The following is a 16,842-nucleotide window of genomic DNA, read 5'->3' as shown; positions in this document are numbered from 1 at the left end:
AAACTTGTCACATTCCCCCGTGGTCACTGAAAGAAGACTTTCAGAGCGCACAGTCACGGCATGGGAACCACTCCCGACTACGCAAAACAATGGTTCACCGCCCGCGACTGGAAGCCGTTCACCTTTCAGAAACAGGCGTGGGCGGCCGTCAAACGCGGGCAATCCGGATTGCTGTATGCCAGCACTGGTGCCGGTAAAACCTACGCTGTCTGGTTCGCCGCACTCAATCGCTTCGCTCGCTCTATCCCACCTGTTGAAAAGCCTCGCAAGCGCAAACCGCTAGCCGAACCACTGACCGTGCTGTGGATAACCCCCATGCGCGCGTTGGCCGCCGATACCGCCCGCGCGCTGGAAGCGCCGTTGCACGACTTGCAGATCCCGTGGAGCGTCGGCCTGCGTACCGGCGATACCAGCAGCAGCGAACGAGCACGACAAAGTCGACGCTTGCCCACCGCGCTGATCACAACCCCTGAAAGCCTGACCCTGATGCTGGCCCGTGCCGATGCGCGCACAGCGCTTTCAACCTTGCGCATGGTGGTAGTCGATGAGTGGCACGAATTGATCGGCAACAAGCGCGGCGTGCAACTGCAACTGGCCCTCGCCCGCCTGCGCCGCTGGAATCCCGGGTTGATTGTCTGGGGCGTTTCCGCAACGCTGGGTAATCAGGCCCACGCCGAGCAGGTATTAATCCCACAGGGCGGAGGCATCAGCATTCAGGGCCAAGCCTCCAAGGAACTTAAAGTCGACACGCTGCTGCCGCCCGCCATCGAACGGTTTCCATGGGCCGGGCATATCGGACTGAAGATGTTGCCGCAGGTCGTCGCCGAAATCGATTCAAGCCCCAGTAGCCTGGTGTTCACCAACACGCGGGCGCAATCGGAGATCTGGTACCAGGCCCTACTGGAAGCACGCCCCGATTGGGCCGGGCTGATTGCCTTGCATCACAGCTCGCTGTCACGGGACACCCGGGACTGGGTCGAACGGGCGCTCAAGGACGGTCAGCTTAAAGCGGTGGTCTGCACATCCAGCCTGGACCTTGGCGTGGACTTCCTGCCGGTGGAGCGGGTCCTGCAAATCGGCTCGGCCAAAGGCGTGGCGCGGCTGATGCAGCGTGCCGGTCGCTCCGGTCATGCACCGGGGCGGATGTCGCGGGTCACGCTGGTGCCGACCCACAGTCTGGAATTGATCGAAGCGGCTGCCGCGCAGGACGCCGTAACGCAACGACGCATCGAACCTCGCGAATCGCCCTGTAAACCGCTGGATGTGCTGGTTCAGCACCTGGTCAGCATGGCCTTGGGCGGTGGTTTTCTGCCTGATGAACTGTACGAAGAAGTACGCGGGGCATGGGCGTATCGCGACCTCTCCCTTGCCGAATGGGCCTGGGCATTGGCTTTCGTACGACATGGCGGACATTCTCTGACCGCTTATCCGGATTACCGCCGGGTCGAACCGGATGAATCCGGCGTCTGGCGTGTACCCGATGCGCGTTTGGCCCGACGGCATCGCATGAGCATTGGCACCATCGTCAGCGACGCGAGCATTCAGCTGAAGTTCTGGAGCAAGGGCGGCGGTGGCAAGACCCTGGGCAATGTCGAAGAAGGGTTTATTGCCCGGCTCAAACCGGGGGACGGTTTCCTGTTCGCAGGTCGCTTGCTGGAACTCGTACGCGTGGAAAACATGACCGCTTACGTCAGACGCAGCACCGTGAAAAAGGCTGCAGTGCCACGATGGAATGGTGGTCGCATGCCCCTGTCCAGCGAGTTGGCACAAGCAGTGATCGCGCGTTTCAGTGCGGCGCAACACGGCCATTTCATCGGCACTGAAATGCAGGCGCTGCGGCCGTTATTAGCGGTACAAAAACGTTGGTCGGGATTGCCCACCGAGAGCAGCCTGCTGGCGGAAACACTTAAATCCCGCGAAGGCTGGCATCTTTTCCTCTACCCCTTTGCCGGGCGCCAAGTGCATTTGGGGCTGGCGAGCCTACTGGCGTGGCGGGTCAGTCAACGGCTGCCAGTGACATTTTCCATTGCGGTCAACGATTACGGACTGGAACTGCTCAGTCCCACCTTCGTGGATTGGCCTGACCATCTGAATCCCGGACTGCTGAGTCCAGAGCACTTGCTCGAGGATGTGCTCGCCAGTTTGAACGCCGGCGAGCTCGCACTTCGTCGCTTTCGCGAGATCGCGCGAATTGCCGGGCTAGTGTTCGCCGGCTACCCCGGTGCGCCGAAAAGCACACGCCAGGTTCAGGCTTCGAGCGGGTTGTTCTTTGAAGTATTCAAACAATATGACGCCGGGAATCTGCTGCTGGCTCAGGCGGGGGAAGAAGTCTTACGGGTAGAACTGGATATTCGTCGCCTGGAGCAGACGTTGGAGCGGCTCAATCGACTGAAACTGGACCTGCATCACATCAAACGCCCTACACCTCTGGGATTTCCCCTACTGGTGGAACGTATGCGCGAAAGCATGAGCTCGGAAAAACTTGCGGATCGGATCCGGCGCATGGTCAGTGACCTGGAAAAAAACGCCGAAAACGGGAACCCCCTATGAGCACTCCCTATCCTGTGCGACTGGCGGGTGAAGAACTTTGGCTGTTGCCGGAAAAAGCCATCTACTGGCCCGCTCAACAAGCATTGCTGATCGCCGACGTTCATTTCGGCAAGGCCGCCGCCTATCGAAGGCTCGGTCAGCCGGTGCCTCAGGGCACCACCTCCAGCAATATCGCCGTACTCGACGGGTTGCTGGCCACCCTGCCCTGTCGTCAGCTGATTTTCCTCGGTGATTTTCTTCACGGCCCCGGTTCCCATGCAACCGCCACGCTTAGCGCACTGGTGGAGTGGCGTGCGCGGCATCCTGATTTACCCATGACGCTGATCCGCGGCAACCACGACAAACGTGCCGGTGATCCGCCCGCCTCGCTGAACATGCGTGTGGTGCCTGAGCCTCTACTGCTGGGACCGTTCGCCTTGCAGCACGAACCCGAGCCGCATCCGTGCAGGCATGTGCTGGCCGGCCATGTGCACCCGGTCTACCGCCTGCACGGCAAGGGCCGACAGAGCCTGCGACTGGCGTGTTTCAAACTCGGTGTTGAAGTCAGCCTGCTACCGGCCTTTGGCGCGTTCACGGGGGGCTATCAGGTTGAGAGGGAGGACAGCTGTCGGATCTTTGTCATAGGCGACAACGAAATATGGCCAGTCAGCTGAAGTCTTTGCAGACATCAGCTGACTGGCCATTCATTTTCGGCGTTAACAATCAGGCGACAGGCGCGGGAGGCGGCTCATCCGGCAATGTCGGTTCACCGGGTTCGGTGGGTTGTTCGTTGGGGGTATCGGGATCAGGCTGACCGGGGATGCCCCCCGCCATGCTGATGGGCGGGTGTGCCAACAAGGACCAGGCCAAGACGCCAACCTGATTGGGCTCAAGCCTTGCCAGTTCGGCACTTATTTGCGGATCGATCTTCATAGAGCACTCCTGAGCAATGGCCCGTCCGCTGTACGCGAACCGGGCAGTACACCCAATAGAGTGTCTACCCGCCCAAGAATTCCCGCTAGTTGCCAGATGGATGGATCAGGTGCGTGGCAGAGTGACGCCGCGCTGGCCCTGATACTTGCCGCCACGGTCTTTGTAGGAGACTTCGCACTCTTCGTCGGATTCAAAGAACAGCATCTGCGCCACGCCTTCGTTGGCGTAGATTTTCGCCGGCAGCGTGGTGGTGTTGGAGAACTCCAGGGTCACGTGGCCTTCCCACTCAGGTTCAAGCGGCGTCACGTTGACGATAATGCCGCAACGAGCGTAGGTGCTTTTACCAAGGCAGATGGTCAGCACATTGCGCGGGATACGGAAAAACTCCACGGTACGCGCCAGGGCGAAAGAGTTTGGCGGAATGATGCAGACGTCGCTCTTGACGTCGACGAAGCTCTTCTCGTCGAAGTTCTTCGGATCAACGGTCGCCGAATTGATATTGGTGAACACTTTGAATTCATCGGCGCAACGAACGTCGTAACCGTAGCTCGACACACCGTAGGAAATCACTCGCTCGGCGCCTTCGCCGCGCACCTGGCGCTCGACGAAAGGTTCGATCATGCCGTGCTCTTGCGCCATGCGGCGAATCCACTTGTCCGATTTGATGCTCATGGCGGGTGTCCTGAATAGCGAGGTGGAAAAAATCTGTCCGGCATCTTACCGGGCGCGCGCTTCGGGTTCAAAGTCCGGGGCACAATTCTCGCCGATCCCCCGCAAATTCCGGTCCTTGCCAGCAATACGGTGCACCGTCAGTCACGAAAACAGAGAAACCTTCGCAAGAAGCATTGGCACGTTCCGGAAAAAGGGTTAAGGTGGCGCCACTGTGCTGCTTGTGTCACTGAGAATCTCTACACGATATGTTGAATTTCGATCCAACCATCTACAAGAATTTTTCCTGCTCTTTGCACTCAGTCTCGGCCAGGGTTCTTCCTGCGTCGCAGTTATCTTTGTTCAAGGAGTTACACCATGTCTAATCGCCAAACCGGTACCGTTAAGTGGTTCAACGATGAAAAAGGCTTCGGCTTCATCACTCCACAATCCGGTGACGACCTGTTCGTTCACTTCAAAGCTATCCAATCCGACGGCTTCAAAAGCCTGAAAGAAGGCCAACAGGTTTCTTTCATCGCTACCCGCGGTCAGAAAGGCATGCAAGCTGAAGAAGTTCAAGTTATCTAACTTGTACTTGCTTTAGTAAAAAGCCCCGCCCTCAAAAGCGGGGCTTTTTTGTGCCTGTATGTTTTTGCCAGGCAAAAAAAAATCGCAGCCGAAGCTGCGATCTTTTGTTGTCTTACCAGGTCACGCCAAATCCTGCGGTGTAGCGGGTCTTGCTCAAGTCAGCCTCATCGCTACCGGTGATGATGTCTTTCTCGGCCTTCAGGTTAAGCGAAGCCCAATCCGTCACCTTGTAGCGCAGTCCAACCTCGGCATCGAGCGCGTAATCCGCCACGCCGCCCAGCGGCTTGCCCACTTCGCCGTTGGTGAAGAACTCCACCTTCTTGCCAATCAGGTAACGGTTGTAGTCCCACTTCATGGCGACAGAGTAGAAGTTGTCCTTGCCACCATCGCTATATTGGTAATCGGTGCGATTGAGCAGCGAGCCCAAGGAGAACGCACCCAGCTCGTCATCCCAGAACTGATAACCAGGACCGGTACCGACGGTGCGCTGGCGGGAAAGGTCTTCGACCTTGTCACGCTTATAGACCAGACGACCTTGCCAGAACCATTTTTCGGTCAGGAAACGGTCGAGCGAGTATTCACCCCCCCAGTTGTCCGTGGTGACCACGTCATCCTGGAATTCGCGGTTGTACTCACCTTCCGCCGTGTGCCGCCATCTGCCATGACGCGCACTGGTCTTGAAGTCGACGTCGTAGTCATCGGTGTCTTTTTCCGCTCGCTGATAATCCAGCGCCACGTCGATATTGCCCTTCCACACCAAATCCTCGACCACCGGCTTGGGCTTGAGCATTTGCTGAATACTGGCCAGCTCCACGGTCTTGGGGCCGTCGCCGTTGGCGAGGGTCACTTTGCCGTCTTCTGCCGCATGGAGCGCCTTGGCCTTTTCGCCGGTGTAGGCATCCTGCTTGACCAGCAGCTGCTGATCGCTCTCCAGGGTTTTGACCTGTTTCCAGTCGATCGGCACCGCACCGGCGTACTCGGTCTGAATCAACAGTTTGCCGCCGTCGAACAGCGTGATCTTGCCGCTCAATTTGTCACCGTTCTTCAGCCAGACGGTATCAGCGAGCAAGGGCGTGGAAGCACTCAGGACAGCGAGGCACAGCAGGGTTCTGGACACCATAAGCAAATACAGGCTCAAGATTGCGAAAAAAAGTCGGCATTATCCATACGAATAAGACCCTAGCAAGGACTGACCCGACTATTTCTATTGAGTTCATTTCTCAACTGGCAATTCAGGATTTACTCTACGAACGGTATGGCGAACTTTTCAGGAACTGCGGACGTGACCGACTCAACCACTGAAACCGAAAGCCCGGCGCAAATCCGACGCACGGCACTCTACCTGACACTCGCGCAAGTTCCCGAGGGCAAAGTGGTTAGCTACGGGCAACTCGCCGAGCTGGCAGGGTTGGGGCGAGCCGCCCGCTGGGTCGGACGGACACTGAGCCAACTGCCGGGTGACAGCAAACTGCCCTGGCACCGCGTACTCGGTGCCGGCGGGCGTATCAGCCTGCCCGTTGGCAGCCCTTCGGGGGACGAACAACGCGCGCGATTGCGCCTGGAGGGCATCAGTATCCTGAATAATCGTGTTGATATTCAGCGCCATGGCTGGCGCCCGGTAGAGCACAGCGGTTAGAGTGCGCGCTTTGTTTCCGTAATTCTTGAGGCAGACTTCAGCCCATGCCCCGTAAAACCTGGCGCGCCGCGCTCGCCGCCTATGCCAGCCCCTCAACACTTGTACTGTTGCTGCTTGGTTTCGCTGCCGGCCTGCCCTACATGCTGGTGTTTTCGACACTCTCGGTCTGGCTGCGCGAAGCCGGCGTGGCTCGTGAAACCATCGGCTATGCAAGCCTGATCGGTCTGGCCTACGCCTTTAAATGGGTCTGGTCACCGCTGCTGGATCAATGGCGCCTGCCATTCCTCGGCAAGCTCGGTCGACGACGCTCCTGGCTGGTGCTTTCTCAGGCATTAGTAATCCTCGGCCTCGTCGGCATGGGCTTCTGCGACCCGCAAAAGCATTTGTCCTGGCTGATCGCTATCGCCGTGGTCGTCGCGTTCGCCTCGGCGACCCAAGACATCGCGGTGGACGCCTATCGCCTGGAAATCGCCGACGACAGCCGTCAGGCCGCGCTCGCCGCCAGTTACATGTCCGGCTATCGGATTGCGGCGCTGCTGGCCACCGCTGGTGCCCTGTTCTTCGCCGAAGGTTTCGGCTCCACCGGTTTCAACTACAAGCATTCGGCATGGGCCGGCACTTACTTGCTGTTCGGCGCCTTGATGGTTCCGGCGCTGCTGACCTCGTTTTTCATGCGCGAACCGCCAGTGCCGCTGCGCACGCAACTGCAGGCCGGACGCTACAGCTTCGTGCATCAACTGGCGTCGGTGTTCGTGTTGATCGTGCTGCTGGTGTCCGTGCCGGCCATGTTCACCCAGCTCTACAACACCGATTTCGCCAGCGTGCTGTTTGAAGGCGCGAGCCTGCTCGACCTGCTCCTCGAAGACCGCGCATTCCTGCGGGCGATTCTCTACACCACGCTTACCGCCCTGTGCCTGTCGGCCATGGGCCGCCGAGGACTTGCGCCGGTGCTGACGCCGGTCAACGACTTCATTCTGCGCTACCGCTGGCAAGCGTTGCTGCTGCTCGGCCTGATCGCCACCTATCGGATGTCCGATACGGTCATGGGCGTGATGGCCAACGTGTTCTACATCGACCAAGGGTTCACCAAAGATCAGATTGCCAGCGTCAGTAAGATATTCGGCCTGATCATGACCCTGGTCGGCGCCGGCATGGGCGGCCTGCTGATCGTGCGCTTCGGCATTCTGCCGATCCTGTTCATCGGCGGTATTGCGTCGGCCGGCACCAACCTGCTGTTTTTGATGCTCGCCGATATGGGCGCCAACCTGAATATGCTGATTGGCACCATCTCCCTGGATAACTTCAGTTCGGGCCTGGCGACCTCGGCATTCGTCGCCTACCTGTCGAGCCTGACCAACCTCAAATTCTCGGCGACCCAGTACGCCCTGCTCAGCTCGATCATGCTCCTGCTGCCACGCCTGATCGGTGGTTACTCAGGGGTCATGGTGGAGAAATACGGCTATCACGACTTCTTCCTGATCACTGCGCTGCTGGGCGTTCCGACGCTGTTGTTGATCGCGTTGCACTGGTTCCAGGAGAACCGCCGCGCAGGGCCGACACCGACGCCAGAACCGGTCCCGACCCAGGTTGCGGAAGAATCGTAGATTCTTTGTAGGAAGCATCGCTGAGGGCGTGGAGAATCCCGCCCTCCTGCCACACCGCCGACCGCACGCCTGTACGCCAGCAGATCTCGCCCGTACAATGCTCCGTCATTTCTCGTCATCAGCAACCGACAACGGCCAACCATGCGCACCAGTCAATTTTTGCTCGCCACACAGAAAGAAACGCCTTCCGATGCGGTCGTGATCAGCCATCAGCTGATGCTGCGCGCCGGCATGATCCGCAAACTCGCCTCGGGCCTCTACACCTGGCTGCCGATGGGCTTGCGAGTGATGCGCAAGGTCGAGGCCGTCGTTCGTGAAGAAATGAACGCCGCCGGTTCTCTCGAAGTGTTGATGCCGAGCACCCAACCGGCTGAGCTGTGGCAGGAATCCGGTCGCTGGGAAGAGTACGGCCCTGAATTGCTGCGCTTCAAGGATCGCCACGGTCGCGACTTCTGCGCCGGCCCGACTCACGAAGAAGTGATCACGGACCTGATGCGTAACGAGTTGAGCAGCTACAAACAGCTGCCGATCAACCTGTACCAGATCCAGACCAAATTCCGTGATGAAATCCGTCCACGCTTCGGCTTGATGCGCGGTCGCGAATTCATCATGAAGGACGCGTACTCGTTCCACGCCGATCAGCCATCGCTGCAGGTCACCTACGACCGCATGCACCAGGCGTACTGCAACGTGTTCACCCGTCTGGGCCTGAAGTTCCGTCCTGTTGAGGCCGACAACGGCTCCATCGGCGGTGCCGGTTCCCACGAGTTCCACGTGCTGGCCGAGTCCGGCGAAGACGATATCGTCTTCAGCAACGGTTCCGACTACGCCGCGAACATCGAGAAAGCCGAAGCCGTGCCGCGCGAAACCTCCCGTGCCGCACCGACTGAAGAGCTGCGCCTGGTTGACACACCGAACGCCAAGACCATCGCGCAACTGGTCGAAGGCTTCAACCTGCCGATCGAAAAGACCATCAAGACGCTGGTGGTCCACGCTGAAGAGAAAGGCAAGCTGATTGCTCTGATCATCCGTGGCGACCACGATCTGAACGAAATCAAGGCTTCCAACCAGCCTGGCGTTGCCAGCCCTCTGGTCATGGCTTCCGAAGCCGAACTGCGCGACGCCATTGGCGCTGGCGCCGGCTCCCTCGGCCCGCTGAACCTGCCACTGCCGATCATCATCGACCGTTCCGTCGAGTTGATGAGCGACTTCGGCATCGGTGCCAACATCGACGACAAGCACTATTTCGGCGTGAACTGGGAGCGCGACCTGCCGGTTCCGACCGTTGCTGACCTGCGCAACGTCGTGAGCGGCGACCCAAGCCCGGATGGCAAGGGCACCCTGGAAATCAAGCGCGGCATCGAAGTCGGGCACATCTTCCAGCTGGGCAACAAGTACAGCAAAGCGATGAAGTGCGAAGTGCTGGGCGAGAACGGCAAGCCGGTGACCCTGGAAATGGGTTGCTACGGCATTGGCGTATCCCGCGTGGTAGCAGCCGCTATTGAGCAGAACAACGATGAGAACGGGATCATCTGGAGCGACACCCTGGCGCCATTCCAGGTTGCCCTGGTGCCACTGCGCTACGAAACCGAACAGGTTCGCGAAGCCACCGACAAGCTGTATGCAGAACTGACTGCAGCCGGTTTCGAAGTACTGCTGGACGACCGCGACAAAAAAACCAGCCCGGGCATCAAGTTCGCGGACATGGAGCTGATCGGCATTCCTCACCGGATCGTGGTCAGTGACCGCGGCCTCGCCGAAGGCAATCTGGAATACAAGAGCCGCACCGAGCCCGAGGCGCATGCGCTACCGGTCGCTGACGTGCTGTCTTTCCTCCAGGCCCGTATCCGCCGCTGACACCAGATAGAGAAGTCATGTTCAAGCGAAACACCTTAGGCCTCGGTGGTGCCGCCCTGTGCGGCACCCTGCTGGTCAGCGGCTGTGCCAATCACATGTCGCAACGCAGTGAGCACGAGGAACGCGTCGAGCGCAAATTGCTCGATCACAGCCTGCAGATCGATGTTGGTGAGCCCAAGGTGCTTGAGCTGCCGCAACGCCGGGTGAAAATCCACGAGCAGAAGACTTTCGAAGTCACCGAATTCGAAGTCACGCGTCACTACGATCGCTACACGCCTTACCAACCCTGGCGGGAGGCTTACGAGATCCCGCTGGGCGCGGTGGCGGTGGTGGGCGGTGTGGGCGCGAACGTGGCCAACGTGTTCGCCCTCGGCAATCTGCCGGACAGCATGACCAAGGACTGGCTCAGCTACGGTTTCGCCGGGCTCAACCCGTTCATGAACGTGCAATCCAACGGTCGCGCGCAGCAGAACCTGGCCGGTATCGACGAAGTCCAGCTCGACAAGCGCACGGAGTATTCGAGCCTGCCGTGGAGCGAGCGTCCGGTTCAGGTCAAGGCGGGCAAGGAAACCTTCGAGCTGAGCACCGACAAAAACGGCGTATTGCGCTTGAACCTGCTGGACAGCCCGTTCGCCGAACATGACATCAATCATCTGGGCAAGCTGCAGATCAGTGTTGAAGATTCCAAGGACGACGTGCACACCGACTCTTCCCTGGCGCTCAGCAACACCTTGCGCGGCAAGCTGCTCGAAGCTCACGGGCTGATTTACGACGACCTCGAAGATGACGAAGTGAGCCAGTGGGTACATCGGGTCAAGCGCCTGTCGGAACTAGGCCTGGAAGAAGAAGCCAGCGAGCTGGAACAGAGTCTGATCGAACTGACCCGCAACGACCCCGAGCTGCAGAGTGAATTCCTGAAGTCATTGACCAAGGATGGCGGACGATTGGTCGCAGATCCGGGACCGAACTAAGCCTTAAAAGCTTCGCGAGCAAGCCCGCTCCCACAAGGACGATGCAGCACCTGTGGGAGCGGGCTTGCTCGCGAAGGCTATCTGACAAGCACCGCTGAATTCAAACCAGACAGCTACCGCTCAAACAACTCCATCTGCTCAAACCCGCCCCGCAAATCCTCCAGCCGCACCCCGATTCCCAATAGCCGCACCGGCTTCCCGCCGCGATTGAAGGCCTGGGTCAGCAATAACTGATAACTGCCCAGATCCCGCCCTGCCCCGGCCTGCTCCAGTGTGGTCTGGGTGAAGTCATGAAACTTCACTTTGACGAACGGCTTGCCCGGCCGATAGCTGCTGTCGATCCGCGCCATGCGGCCACTCAGTGTTTCCAGCAATTCGGGCAATTTATCGAGGCAACTCACCAGATCCGGCAGATCCACGTCGTAGGTGTTTTCGACACTGATCGACTGTCGACGACTGTCGTTGTGCACCAACCGATCATCGATCCCACGCGCCAGACTCCAAAGCCGCTCGCCAAAACTGCCGAATTCTCGCACCAGCGCCAACTTGTCCCATTCGCGCAAGTGCGAGCAATCAACGATGCCGAGCCTGCCCAGCTTGTCGGCGGTCACTTTGCCTACGCCGTGCAGCTTGCTGACGGGTAAACCGCTGACAAAATCCTCGACCTGATCCGGGGTAATGACGAACAAACCGTTGGGCTTCTTCCAGTCGCTGGCAATCTTGGCGAGAAACTTGTTCGGCGCCACGCCGGCCGAGACCGTGATGTGCAACTGATTGGACACGCGCCGACGAATATCCTGGGCAATTCGCGTGGCGCTACCGCCGAAATGCGCGCTGTCCGACACATCAAGGTAGGCCTCGTCGAGGGAAAGCGGCTCGATCAGGTCGGTGTAATCGCGAAAGATCGTGTGAATTTCCTTCGACGCTTCTCTATAGGCGTCCATGCGCGGCTTGACGATGGTCAGGTCGGGGCACAGTTTCAAGGCGTGCCCGGAAGACATCGCAGAACGCACGCCGTAGGCCCGCGCCTCATAATTGCAGGTGGCGATCACTCCGCGACGATCCGCCGACCCGCCCACAGCCAGTGGCTTGCCAGCCAGGCGCGGGTCGTCACGCATCTCGATGGCGGCGTAGAAGCAGTCACAATCGACGTGGATGATTTTTCGCTGCGTCATATAAAAGCGCTGTTCATGGTGAAGAAACGGCCTCATGGAGAGCCGGATCAGCAGTATCTCACTGACACCTGTATATAGCACCAGTAGTCTGAATGTTCTTTGCAACGCGTAGGAAGAGTGCCGGATGAATTTATTTTCTCAATCGAAAAGCACCTCTCGATAGAGCTGAAAGCCTTGCCACGTCTGGCCCGCAGGCGTTCTGACCCACCTCCCCATCAAGCTAAGCGATTGAACCTGAACAGGTTTTCTCAGGATCTAAGGTTGACAGCCCTGCGATCCTCTGTAGAATGCCGACACACAGACGCGGGATGGAGCAGTCTGGTAGCTCGTCGGGCTCATAACCCGAAGGTCGTCGGTTCAAATCCGGCTCCCGCAACCAAACATCAAAAAAGGCTACTCGAAAGAGTGGCCTTTTTTGTGCGTGTCTGTTTTGCAAAACGACGCACACAGCTTTCCCAGGGGAGAAATGAGAAATCGTTCTGATTCCGAAACTTAGCTCTCCTCTGCAACCGTTCGATGCTCATTTATACTTATTTGACCCGGTTCAGGATTAACGGTTGACACTCCGGCGTTCGCCTGTAGAATGCCGCCACACAGACGCGGGATGGAGCAGTCTGGTAGCTCGTCGGGCTCATAACCCGAAGGTCGTCGGTTCAAATCCGGCTCCCGCAACCAAACATCAAAAAAGGCTACTCGAAAGAGTGGCCTTTTTTGTGTCTGTTGAAAAAGTCCTTTCGCAACAATGACCTGTCACTGTGCCGTGAACTGTTCGGGACCACCTGTACTCCGAGCTCAGACTATGCTGAACCGCGGGCAAACGCTTCTCGACTGATGACATGCCCTCGCAGAATTCCAGCGAGAGGCGTTAACATTTTGTGATTATTTTTTTCTACAGGGATTGGTAACTTGGCTGGATACCCCCATCCTGTCGCGCACAATCCAAGAGGTGATTGATGCGCGCCAACTCGTCTGATCCACAAGACACCGTCACAGCGACACAACCGATCAAAGCCGAGCGTTTGCGCCTGCTGGATCTGGTCAGCAAGTATCGTCAGCCCATCGGCCTGGCGGTGACGCTGCTGTTGTTCACGATCGCGCTGATTGCCTGTCGCCACCTGCTGAGCGAACTCGATCTTTACGCCCTGCACGACTCGATTCTCGACGTTCCGAAACCGGCGTTGCTGGGTGCGCTGGGCGCGACCCTGGTCGGCTTTATCATTCTGCTGGGTTATGAATGGTCGGCCAGCCGTTATGCCGGCGTAACGCTGCCGCCGCGAATCCTGGCCCTGGGCGGGTTCACCGCATTCGCCATCGGCAACGCCATCGGTCTCTCGATGCTTTCAGGGGGCTCGGTTCGCTACCGTTTATATGCACGTCATGGTCTGGGCGCTTCGGAAGTCGCCCACATGACGCTGTTTGCCAGCCTCTCCCTCGGCTGCGCCCTGCCCCCGTTGGCCGCTCTGGCAACCCTGAGCAACCTGCCCGCCGCCTCTGCGGCCCTGGGTCTGTCCGAGACGTTGCTGGGCGCGATTGCCGTGGCCGTGCTGCTGCTTGTCGCGGCTCTGGCCATCGGCATCTATCGCCGCCGACTGGCAGACCAACCTTACCCGGACAACCTCCTGGTCAAGGCCGGGCGCCGCACTCTGCGCCTGCCGGGCCGTCGCCTGACGTTCCTGCAACTGGTCATCACGGCCCTGGACGTGGCCGCCGCCGCGACCGTGCTCTATTTGCTGCTGCCGGAAGCGCCACCGTTCGGCGCGTTCCTACTGGTGTATTTGCTGGCCCTGGCCGCCGGCGTGCTCAGCCACGTGCCTGGCGGTGTCGGAGTGTTCGAAGCGATTCTGCTGGCCGCCTTCGCCGACCAGCTCGGCGCCGCGCCACTGGCTGCCGCCCTGCTGCTCTATCGCCTGATCTATGTCGTGCTGCCGCTGCTGGTGGCCTGTTTGCTGCTGTTGATCAACGAAGGTCAGCGACTGTTTCAGACGCGTCAGTCGCTGCGCGCCGCTTCGGGTTTGGCCGCACCGATTCTGGCGGTGCTGGTGTTCTTGTCCGGCGTGGTGTTGTTGTTCTCCGGCGTGACCCCGGAAATCGATACGCGCCTGGAACACATCGGCTTTCTGATCCCACATCGACTGGTCGACGCCTCGCACTTCGGCGCCAGCCTGATCGGCGTTATTTGCTTGCTGCTGGCGCAAGGCCTGCGTCGCCGACTATCGGCGGCGTGGATGCTGACCACTATTCTGTTGCTGGTCGGCGCCCTGCTCTCTCTGCTTAAAGGCTTCGACTGGGAAGAAGCCTTCCTGCTGACCCTGACGGCGAGTTTGCTGGGGGTTTTCCGGCGCTCGTTCTACCGCCCCAGCCGCCTGACCGAACTGCCGTTCTCGCCGCTGTATCTGGTGGCCAGCCTGTGTGTTCTAGGTGCGTCGATCTGGTTGTTGCTGTTCGCCTATCAGGACGTCCCCTACAGCCATCAACTCTGGTGGCAGTTCACCCTCGACGCCGATGCACCCCGTGGCTTGCGTTCACTGCTCGGCGCCGCGGTTCTGCTGGTGGTGGTGTCCTTGACCTGGCTGTTGCGCACAGCGCGCCCGGTGATCCATCTGCCGACACCCGATGAACTGGACCGCGCAATAAAAATCCTCATGGCCTCCGCGCAACCGGACGGTGGCCTGGTCCTGACCGGTGACAAGGCGTTGCTGTTTCACCCTAACGACGAGGCGTTCTTGATGTACGCCCGCCGTGGTCGCAGCCTGGTGGCCTTGTATGACCCGATCGGGCCAAGCCTGCAACGGGCGGAGATGATCTGGCAGTTCCGCGACCTGTGCGACATCCACCACGCCCGTCCCGTGTTCTATCAAGTCCGCGCCGAGAACCTGCCGTACTACATGGACATCGGCCTGACGGCGATCAAGCTCGGCGAGGAAGCCCGGGTCGATCTGCAGCGCTTTGATCTCGAAGCCAAAGGCAAAGAGATGAAAGACCTGCGCTACACCTGGAACCGCGGCACCCGCGATGGCTTGTCGCTGGAGATCTTTGATCCGGGACAAGCGCCGATGGATGAGCTCAAGGTGATTTCCGATGCCTGGCTGACCGGCAAGAACGTGCGCGAGAAAGGCTTCTCCCTCGGCCGCTTCAGCGATGATTACCTCAAACATTTCCGTGTTGCGGTGATTCGTTTCGAAGGACGTCCGGTGGCCTTCGCCAACCTGCTTGAGACCTACGGCCATGACCTGGCCAGCCTCGACCTGATGCGCGCACACCCGGACGCGCCCAAGCTGACCATGGAGTTCATGATGGTCGGCCTGATTCAACATTATAAAAATCATGGATACGCGCGCTTCAGCCTGGGCATGGTGCCGTTGTCGGGGTTGCAACCCCGTCGCGGCGCGCCACTGACCCAGCGCCTGGGCTCGATGGTCTTCCGCCGTGGTGAGCAACTCTACAACTTCCAAGGCTTGCGCCGCTTCAAAGACAAGTTCCAGCCTGACTGGGAACCCCGTTATATGGCCGTGCCCGCCGGACTCGATCCGCTGGTTGCCCTGGCCGACACTGCTGCCCTGATTGCGGGCGGTTTGACTGGATTGGTGAAACGCTGATGATGCAACGCTCCCTGCGGTACGTACTGGCCACACTGGTAGTGCTGGCCCTGATTCTCGGTGGCGGTTACTGGTACCTGAAACGCCCGGCACCCGAACCGACCCTCGAACAGCTGACGCCGGCCAATGGCGCCGCGATGACTCGCGTCATTCCCGGCAACACGCCACGCGCCCAGGTGCTGGTGGCGGTCAATGAAGAGCAGAAACTCAGCGACAAACAATTGATGACCCTGAGCCGCGCCGGCTCGGCGCAGATCGTCCAAGTGATCCTGCCCAAAGACTGCTTGCTGCAAAGTCGCGCCTTGCAATCGGGCCTGAGAGAACTCAAAGGACCGGCAACCCTGGTCAGCGGTATCGGCCCTGGCGCCGTGCTGGCGTGGCGCTGGTTGTCCGAGCAGAAGGACGAAAAGGCCCAAGCCGTTTCGGTCGACCTGGCCCTGGAAAAACCCGGCTGCACGCACCTGCTGCCAAAAAGTGCCGCCCACGGTCACTGGCTGGTGGCGTGGAACGACAACCCGGACGACACCAGCGCCGGCTTCGTGCGAGACCAACCCAACGCCGAAACCAGCATCAGCGACTACGACATCAACCTGCCGCAAGTGCTGAACAATGAACTGCGCAAGCTCCTCGTCGGCGGTGATAAAGCGGCTGGCGGGCTGCAGATTCCGGTCGTCGAAGTCCCGGCCGGGCAGGCCAAGGACACCGTGACGCTATTCCTTTCCGGTGATGGCGGCTGGCGTGACCTGGACCGAGATGTTGCGGGCGAAATGGCCAAGATCGGCTATCCGGTAGTCGGCATCGACACCCTGCGCTACTACTGGCAGCACAAGAGCCCGGAGCAAAGCGCGCTGGACCTCGCCGAGCTAATGCAGCACTACCGGCAGAAATGGGGCACCAAGCGCTTCATTTTGACCGGTTACTCCTTCGGCGCCGATGTACTGCCAGCGATCTACAACCGCCTGGAGCCATCGGAGCAGCAGCGCGTCGACGCAATCATCCTGCTGGCCTTCGCCCGTACCGGCAGCTTCGAAATCGAAGTCGAAGGCTGGCTCGGCAACGCCGGCAAAGAAGCCGCCACCGGCCCGGAAATGGCCAAGCTGCCAGCGGCCAAAGTTGTGTGCATCTACGGCGAAGAGGAAACCGATGAGAGCGGCTGCACCGACAAGACCGCGGTGGGCGAGGCGATCAAACTGCCTGGCGGCCACCACTTCGACGAGAACTATCCGAAACTGGCCCAACGCCTGGTGGATGTGATCGAGAAGCGCCAGAGCAACGTCGCGCAAGAGTGAGCTGAACCGCCCTACT

Annotated in this window: 13 protein-coding genes and 2 tRNA genes; 11 read left to right on the top strand and 4 right to left on the bottom strand. The window is 59.5% G+C overall.

What is annotated here, in order from left to right:
* The first annotated feature begins 60 nt into the window (after positions 1-60).
* Positions 61-2,550, top strand: coding sequence for a ligase-associated DNA damage response DEXH box helicase (locus tag ACA055_RS06095; RefSeq protein WP_497682801.1), 2,490 nt, complete (start codon positions 61-63; stop codon positions 2,548-2,550).
* A complete protein-coding gene (gene pdeM, locus ACA055_RS06090; protein ID WP_497682800.1) occupies positions 2,547-3,203 on the top strand; it encodes a ligase-associated DNA damage response endonuclease PdeM in 657 nt (218 codons plus the stop codon). Before ACA055_RS06095 ends, pdeM begins: the two co-directional genes overlap by 4 nt.
* A 49-nt stretch (positions 3,204-3,252) precedes the next feature.
* Here the strand turns inward: pdeM and ACA055_RS06085 are convergent, their stop codons facing one another.
* A complete protein-coding gene (locus ACA055_RS06085) occupies positions 3,253-3,462 on the bottom strand; it encodes a hypothetical protein (RefSeq protein WP_150630745.1) in 210 nt (69 codons plus the stop codon).
* Between the two features lie 105 nt (positions 3,463-3,567).
* Positions 3,568-4,134 carry a dCTP deaminase gene (gene dcd / locus ACA055_RS06080; protein ID WP_028622498.1) on the bottom strand — a complete coding sequence of 189 codons (567 nt, stop codon included), beginning with the start codon at positions 4,132-4,134 and terminating at the stop codon, positions 3,568-3,570.
* Between the two features lie 354 nt (positions 4,135-4,488).
* On the opposite strand from dcd, the gene ACA055_RS06075 reads away from it, so the two are divergent.
* A complete protein-coding gene (locus ACA055_RS06075; RefSeq protein ID WP_002554837.1) occupies positions 4,489-4,698 on the top strand; it encodes a cold-shock protein in 210 nt (69 codons plus the stop codon).
* Between the two features lie 112 nt (positions 4,699-4,810).
* Here the strand turns inward: ACA055_RS06075 and ACA055_RS06070 are convergent, their stop codons facing one another.
* Positions 4,811-5,818, bottom strand: coding sequence for a DUF481 domain-containing protein (locus ACA055_RS06070; protein ID WP_497682799.1), 1,008 nt, complete (start codon positions 5,816-5,818; stop codon positions 4,811-4,813).
* A gap of 135 nt (positions 5,819-5,953) precedes the next feature.
* On the opposite strand from ACA055_RS06070, the gene ACA055_RS06065 reads away from it, so the two are divergent.
* The 4 genes from ACA055_RS06065 (at position 5,954) to ACA055_RS06050 (ending at position 10,766) form a co-directional block, all read left to right on the top strand.
* Positions 5,954-6,334 (top strand): MGMT family protein, encoded by a 381-nt coding sequence (locus ACA055_RS06065; RefSeq protein WP_497682798.1) that lies wholly within the window; start codon positions 5,954-5,956, stop codon positions 6,332-6,334.
* Positions 6,335-6,378: 44 nt separating this feature from the next.
* On the top strand, positions 6,379-7,938 hold the full coding sequence (locus ACA055_RS06060) for an AmpG family muropeptide MFS transporter (protein ID WP_497682797.1): 1,560 nt from the start codon (positions 6,379-6,381) through the stop codon (positions 7,936-7,938).
* A gap of 141 nt (positions 7,939-8,079) precedes the next feature.
* Positions 8,080-9,795, top strand: coding sequence for a proline--tRNA ligase (locus tag ACA055_RS06055; RefSeq protein ID WP_497682796.1), 1,716 nt, complete (start codon positions 8,080-8,082; stop codon positions 9,793-9,795).
* Positions 9,796-9,812: 17 nt separating this feature from the next.
* The gene (locus ACA055_RS06050; RefSeq protein ID WP_497682795.1) at positions 9,813-10,766 is read left to right on the top strand and encodes a hypothetical protein; all 954 of its coding nucleotides are present in this window, start codon (positions 9,813-9,815) and stop codon (positions 10,764-10,766) included.
* Positions 10,767-10,879: 113 nt separating this feature from the next.
* Here ACA055_RS06050 and dinB read toward each other — a convergent pair whose 3' ends face one another.
* Positions 10,880-11,941 carry a DNA polymerase IV gene (dinB, locus tag ACA055_RS06045; protein ID WP_497462735.1) on the bottom strand — a complete coding sequence of 354 codons (1,062 nt, stop codon included), beginning with the start codon at positions 11,939-11,941 and terminating at the stop codon, positions 10,880-10,882.
* 302 nt (positions 11,942-12,243) lie between these two features.
* Between dinB and ACA055_RS06040 the strand changes: the two genes are divergently transcribed.
* The 4 genes from ACA055_RS06040 (at position 12,244) to ACA055_RS06025 (ending at position 16,826) form a co-directional block, all read left to right on the top strand.
* Positions 12,244-12,320: transfer RNA gene (locus tag ACA055_RS06040), tRNA-Met, on the top strand.
* A 219-nt stretch (positions 12,321-12,539) separates the two neighbouring features.
* A tRNA-Met gene (locus ACA055_RS06035) sits at positions 12,540-12,616 on the top strand.
* Positions 12,617-12,894: 278 nt separating this feature from the next.
* The gene (gene mprF / locus ACA055_RS06030; protein WP_497682794.1) at positions 12,895-15,537 is read left to right on the top strand and encodes a bifunctional lysylphosphatidylglycerol flippase/synthetase MprF; all 2,643 of its coding nucleotides are present in this window, start codon (positions 12,895-12,897) and stop codon (positions 15,535-15,537) included.
* Positions 15,537-16,826 carry a virulence factor family protein gene (locus tag ACA055_RS06025; RefSeq protein ID WP_497682793.1) on the top strand — a complete coding sequence of 430 codons (1,290 nt, stop codon included), beginning with the start codon at positions 15,537-15,539 and terminating at the stop codon, positions 16,824-16,826. The genes mprF and ACA055_RS06025 overlap by 1 nt, the downstream gene beginning before the upstream one ends.
* Positions 16,827-16,842: the final 16 nt, after the last annotated feature.

The organism is Pseudomonas sp. LBUM1657 (assembly GCF_059716075.1).
The sequence above is the reverse complement of the archived record's forward strand: the minus strand, read 5'-3'. Positions and strand labels throughout refer to the sequence as shown.

What these genes read in the sequence shown, in the direction of transcription:
- dcd (WP_028622498.1), bottom strand. Translation starts at nt 4,134, where the DNA reads ATGAGCATCAAATCGGACAAGTGGATTCGCCGCATGGCGCAAGAGCAC.
- ACA055_RS06050 (WP_497682795.1), top strand. Translation starts at nt 9,813, where the DNA reads ATGTTCAAGCGAAACACCTTAGGCCTCGGTGGTGCCGCCCTGTGCGGC.
- pdeM (WP_497682800.1), top strand. Translation starts at nt 2,547, where the DNA reads ATGAGCACTCCCTATCCTGTGCGACTGGCGGGTGAAGAACTTTGGCTG.
- ACA055_RS06075 (WP_002554837.1), top strand. Translation starts at nt 4,489, where the DNA reads ATGTCTAATCGCCAAACCGGTACCGTTAAGTGGTTCAACGATGAAAAA.
- mprF (WP_497682794.1), top strand. Translation starts at nt 12,895, where the DNA reads ATGCGCGCCAACTCGTCTGATCCACAAGACACCGTCACAGCGACACAA.
- ACA055_RS06095 (WP_497682801.1), top strand. Translation starts at nt 61, where the DNA reads ATGGGAACCACTCCCGACTACGCAAAACAATGGTTCACCGCCCGCGAC.
- ACA055_RS06085 (WP_150630745.1), bottom strand. Translation starts at nt 3,462, where the DNA reads ATGAAGATCGATCCGCAAATAAGTGCCGAACTGGCAAGGCTTGAGCCC.
- ACA055_RS06060 (WP_497682797.1), top strand. Translation starts at nt 6,379, where the DNA reads ATGCCCCGTAAAACCTGGCGCGCCGCGCTCGCCGCCTATGCCAGCCCC.
- ACA055_RS06070 (WP_497682799.1), bottom strand. Translation starts at nt 5,818, where the DNA reads ATGGTGTCCAGAACCCTGCTGTGCCTCGCTGTCCTGAGTGCTTCCACG.
- ACA055_RS06025 (WP_497682793.1), top strand. Translation starts at nt 15,537, where the DNA reads ATGATGCAACGCTCCCTGCGGTACGTACTGGCCACACTGGTAGTGCTG.
- ACA055_RS06065 (WP_497682798.1), top strand. Translation starts at nt 5,954, where the DNA reads ATGGCGAACTTTTCAGGAACTGCGGACGTGACCGACTCAACCACTGAA.
- ACA055_RS06055 (WP_497682796.1), top strand. Translation starts at nt 8,080, where the DNA reads ATGCGCACCAGTCAATTTTTGCTCGCCACACAGAAAGAAACGCCTTCC.
- dinB (WP_497462735.1), bottom strand. Translation starts at nt 11,941, where the DNA reads ATGACGCAGCGAAAAATCATCCACGTCGATTGTGACTGCTTCTACGCC.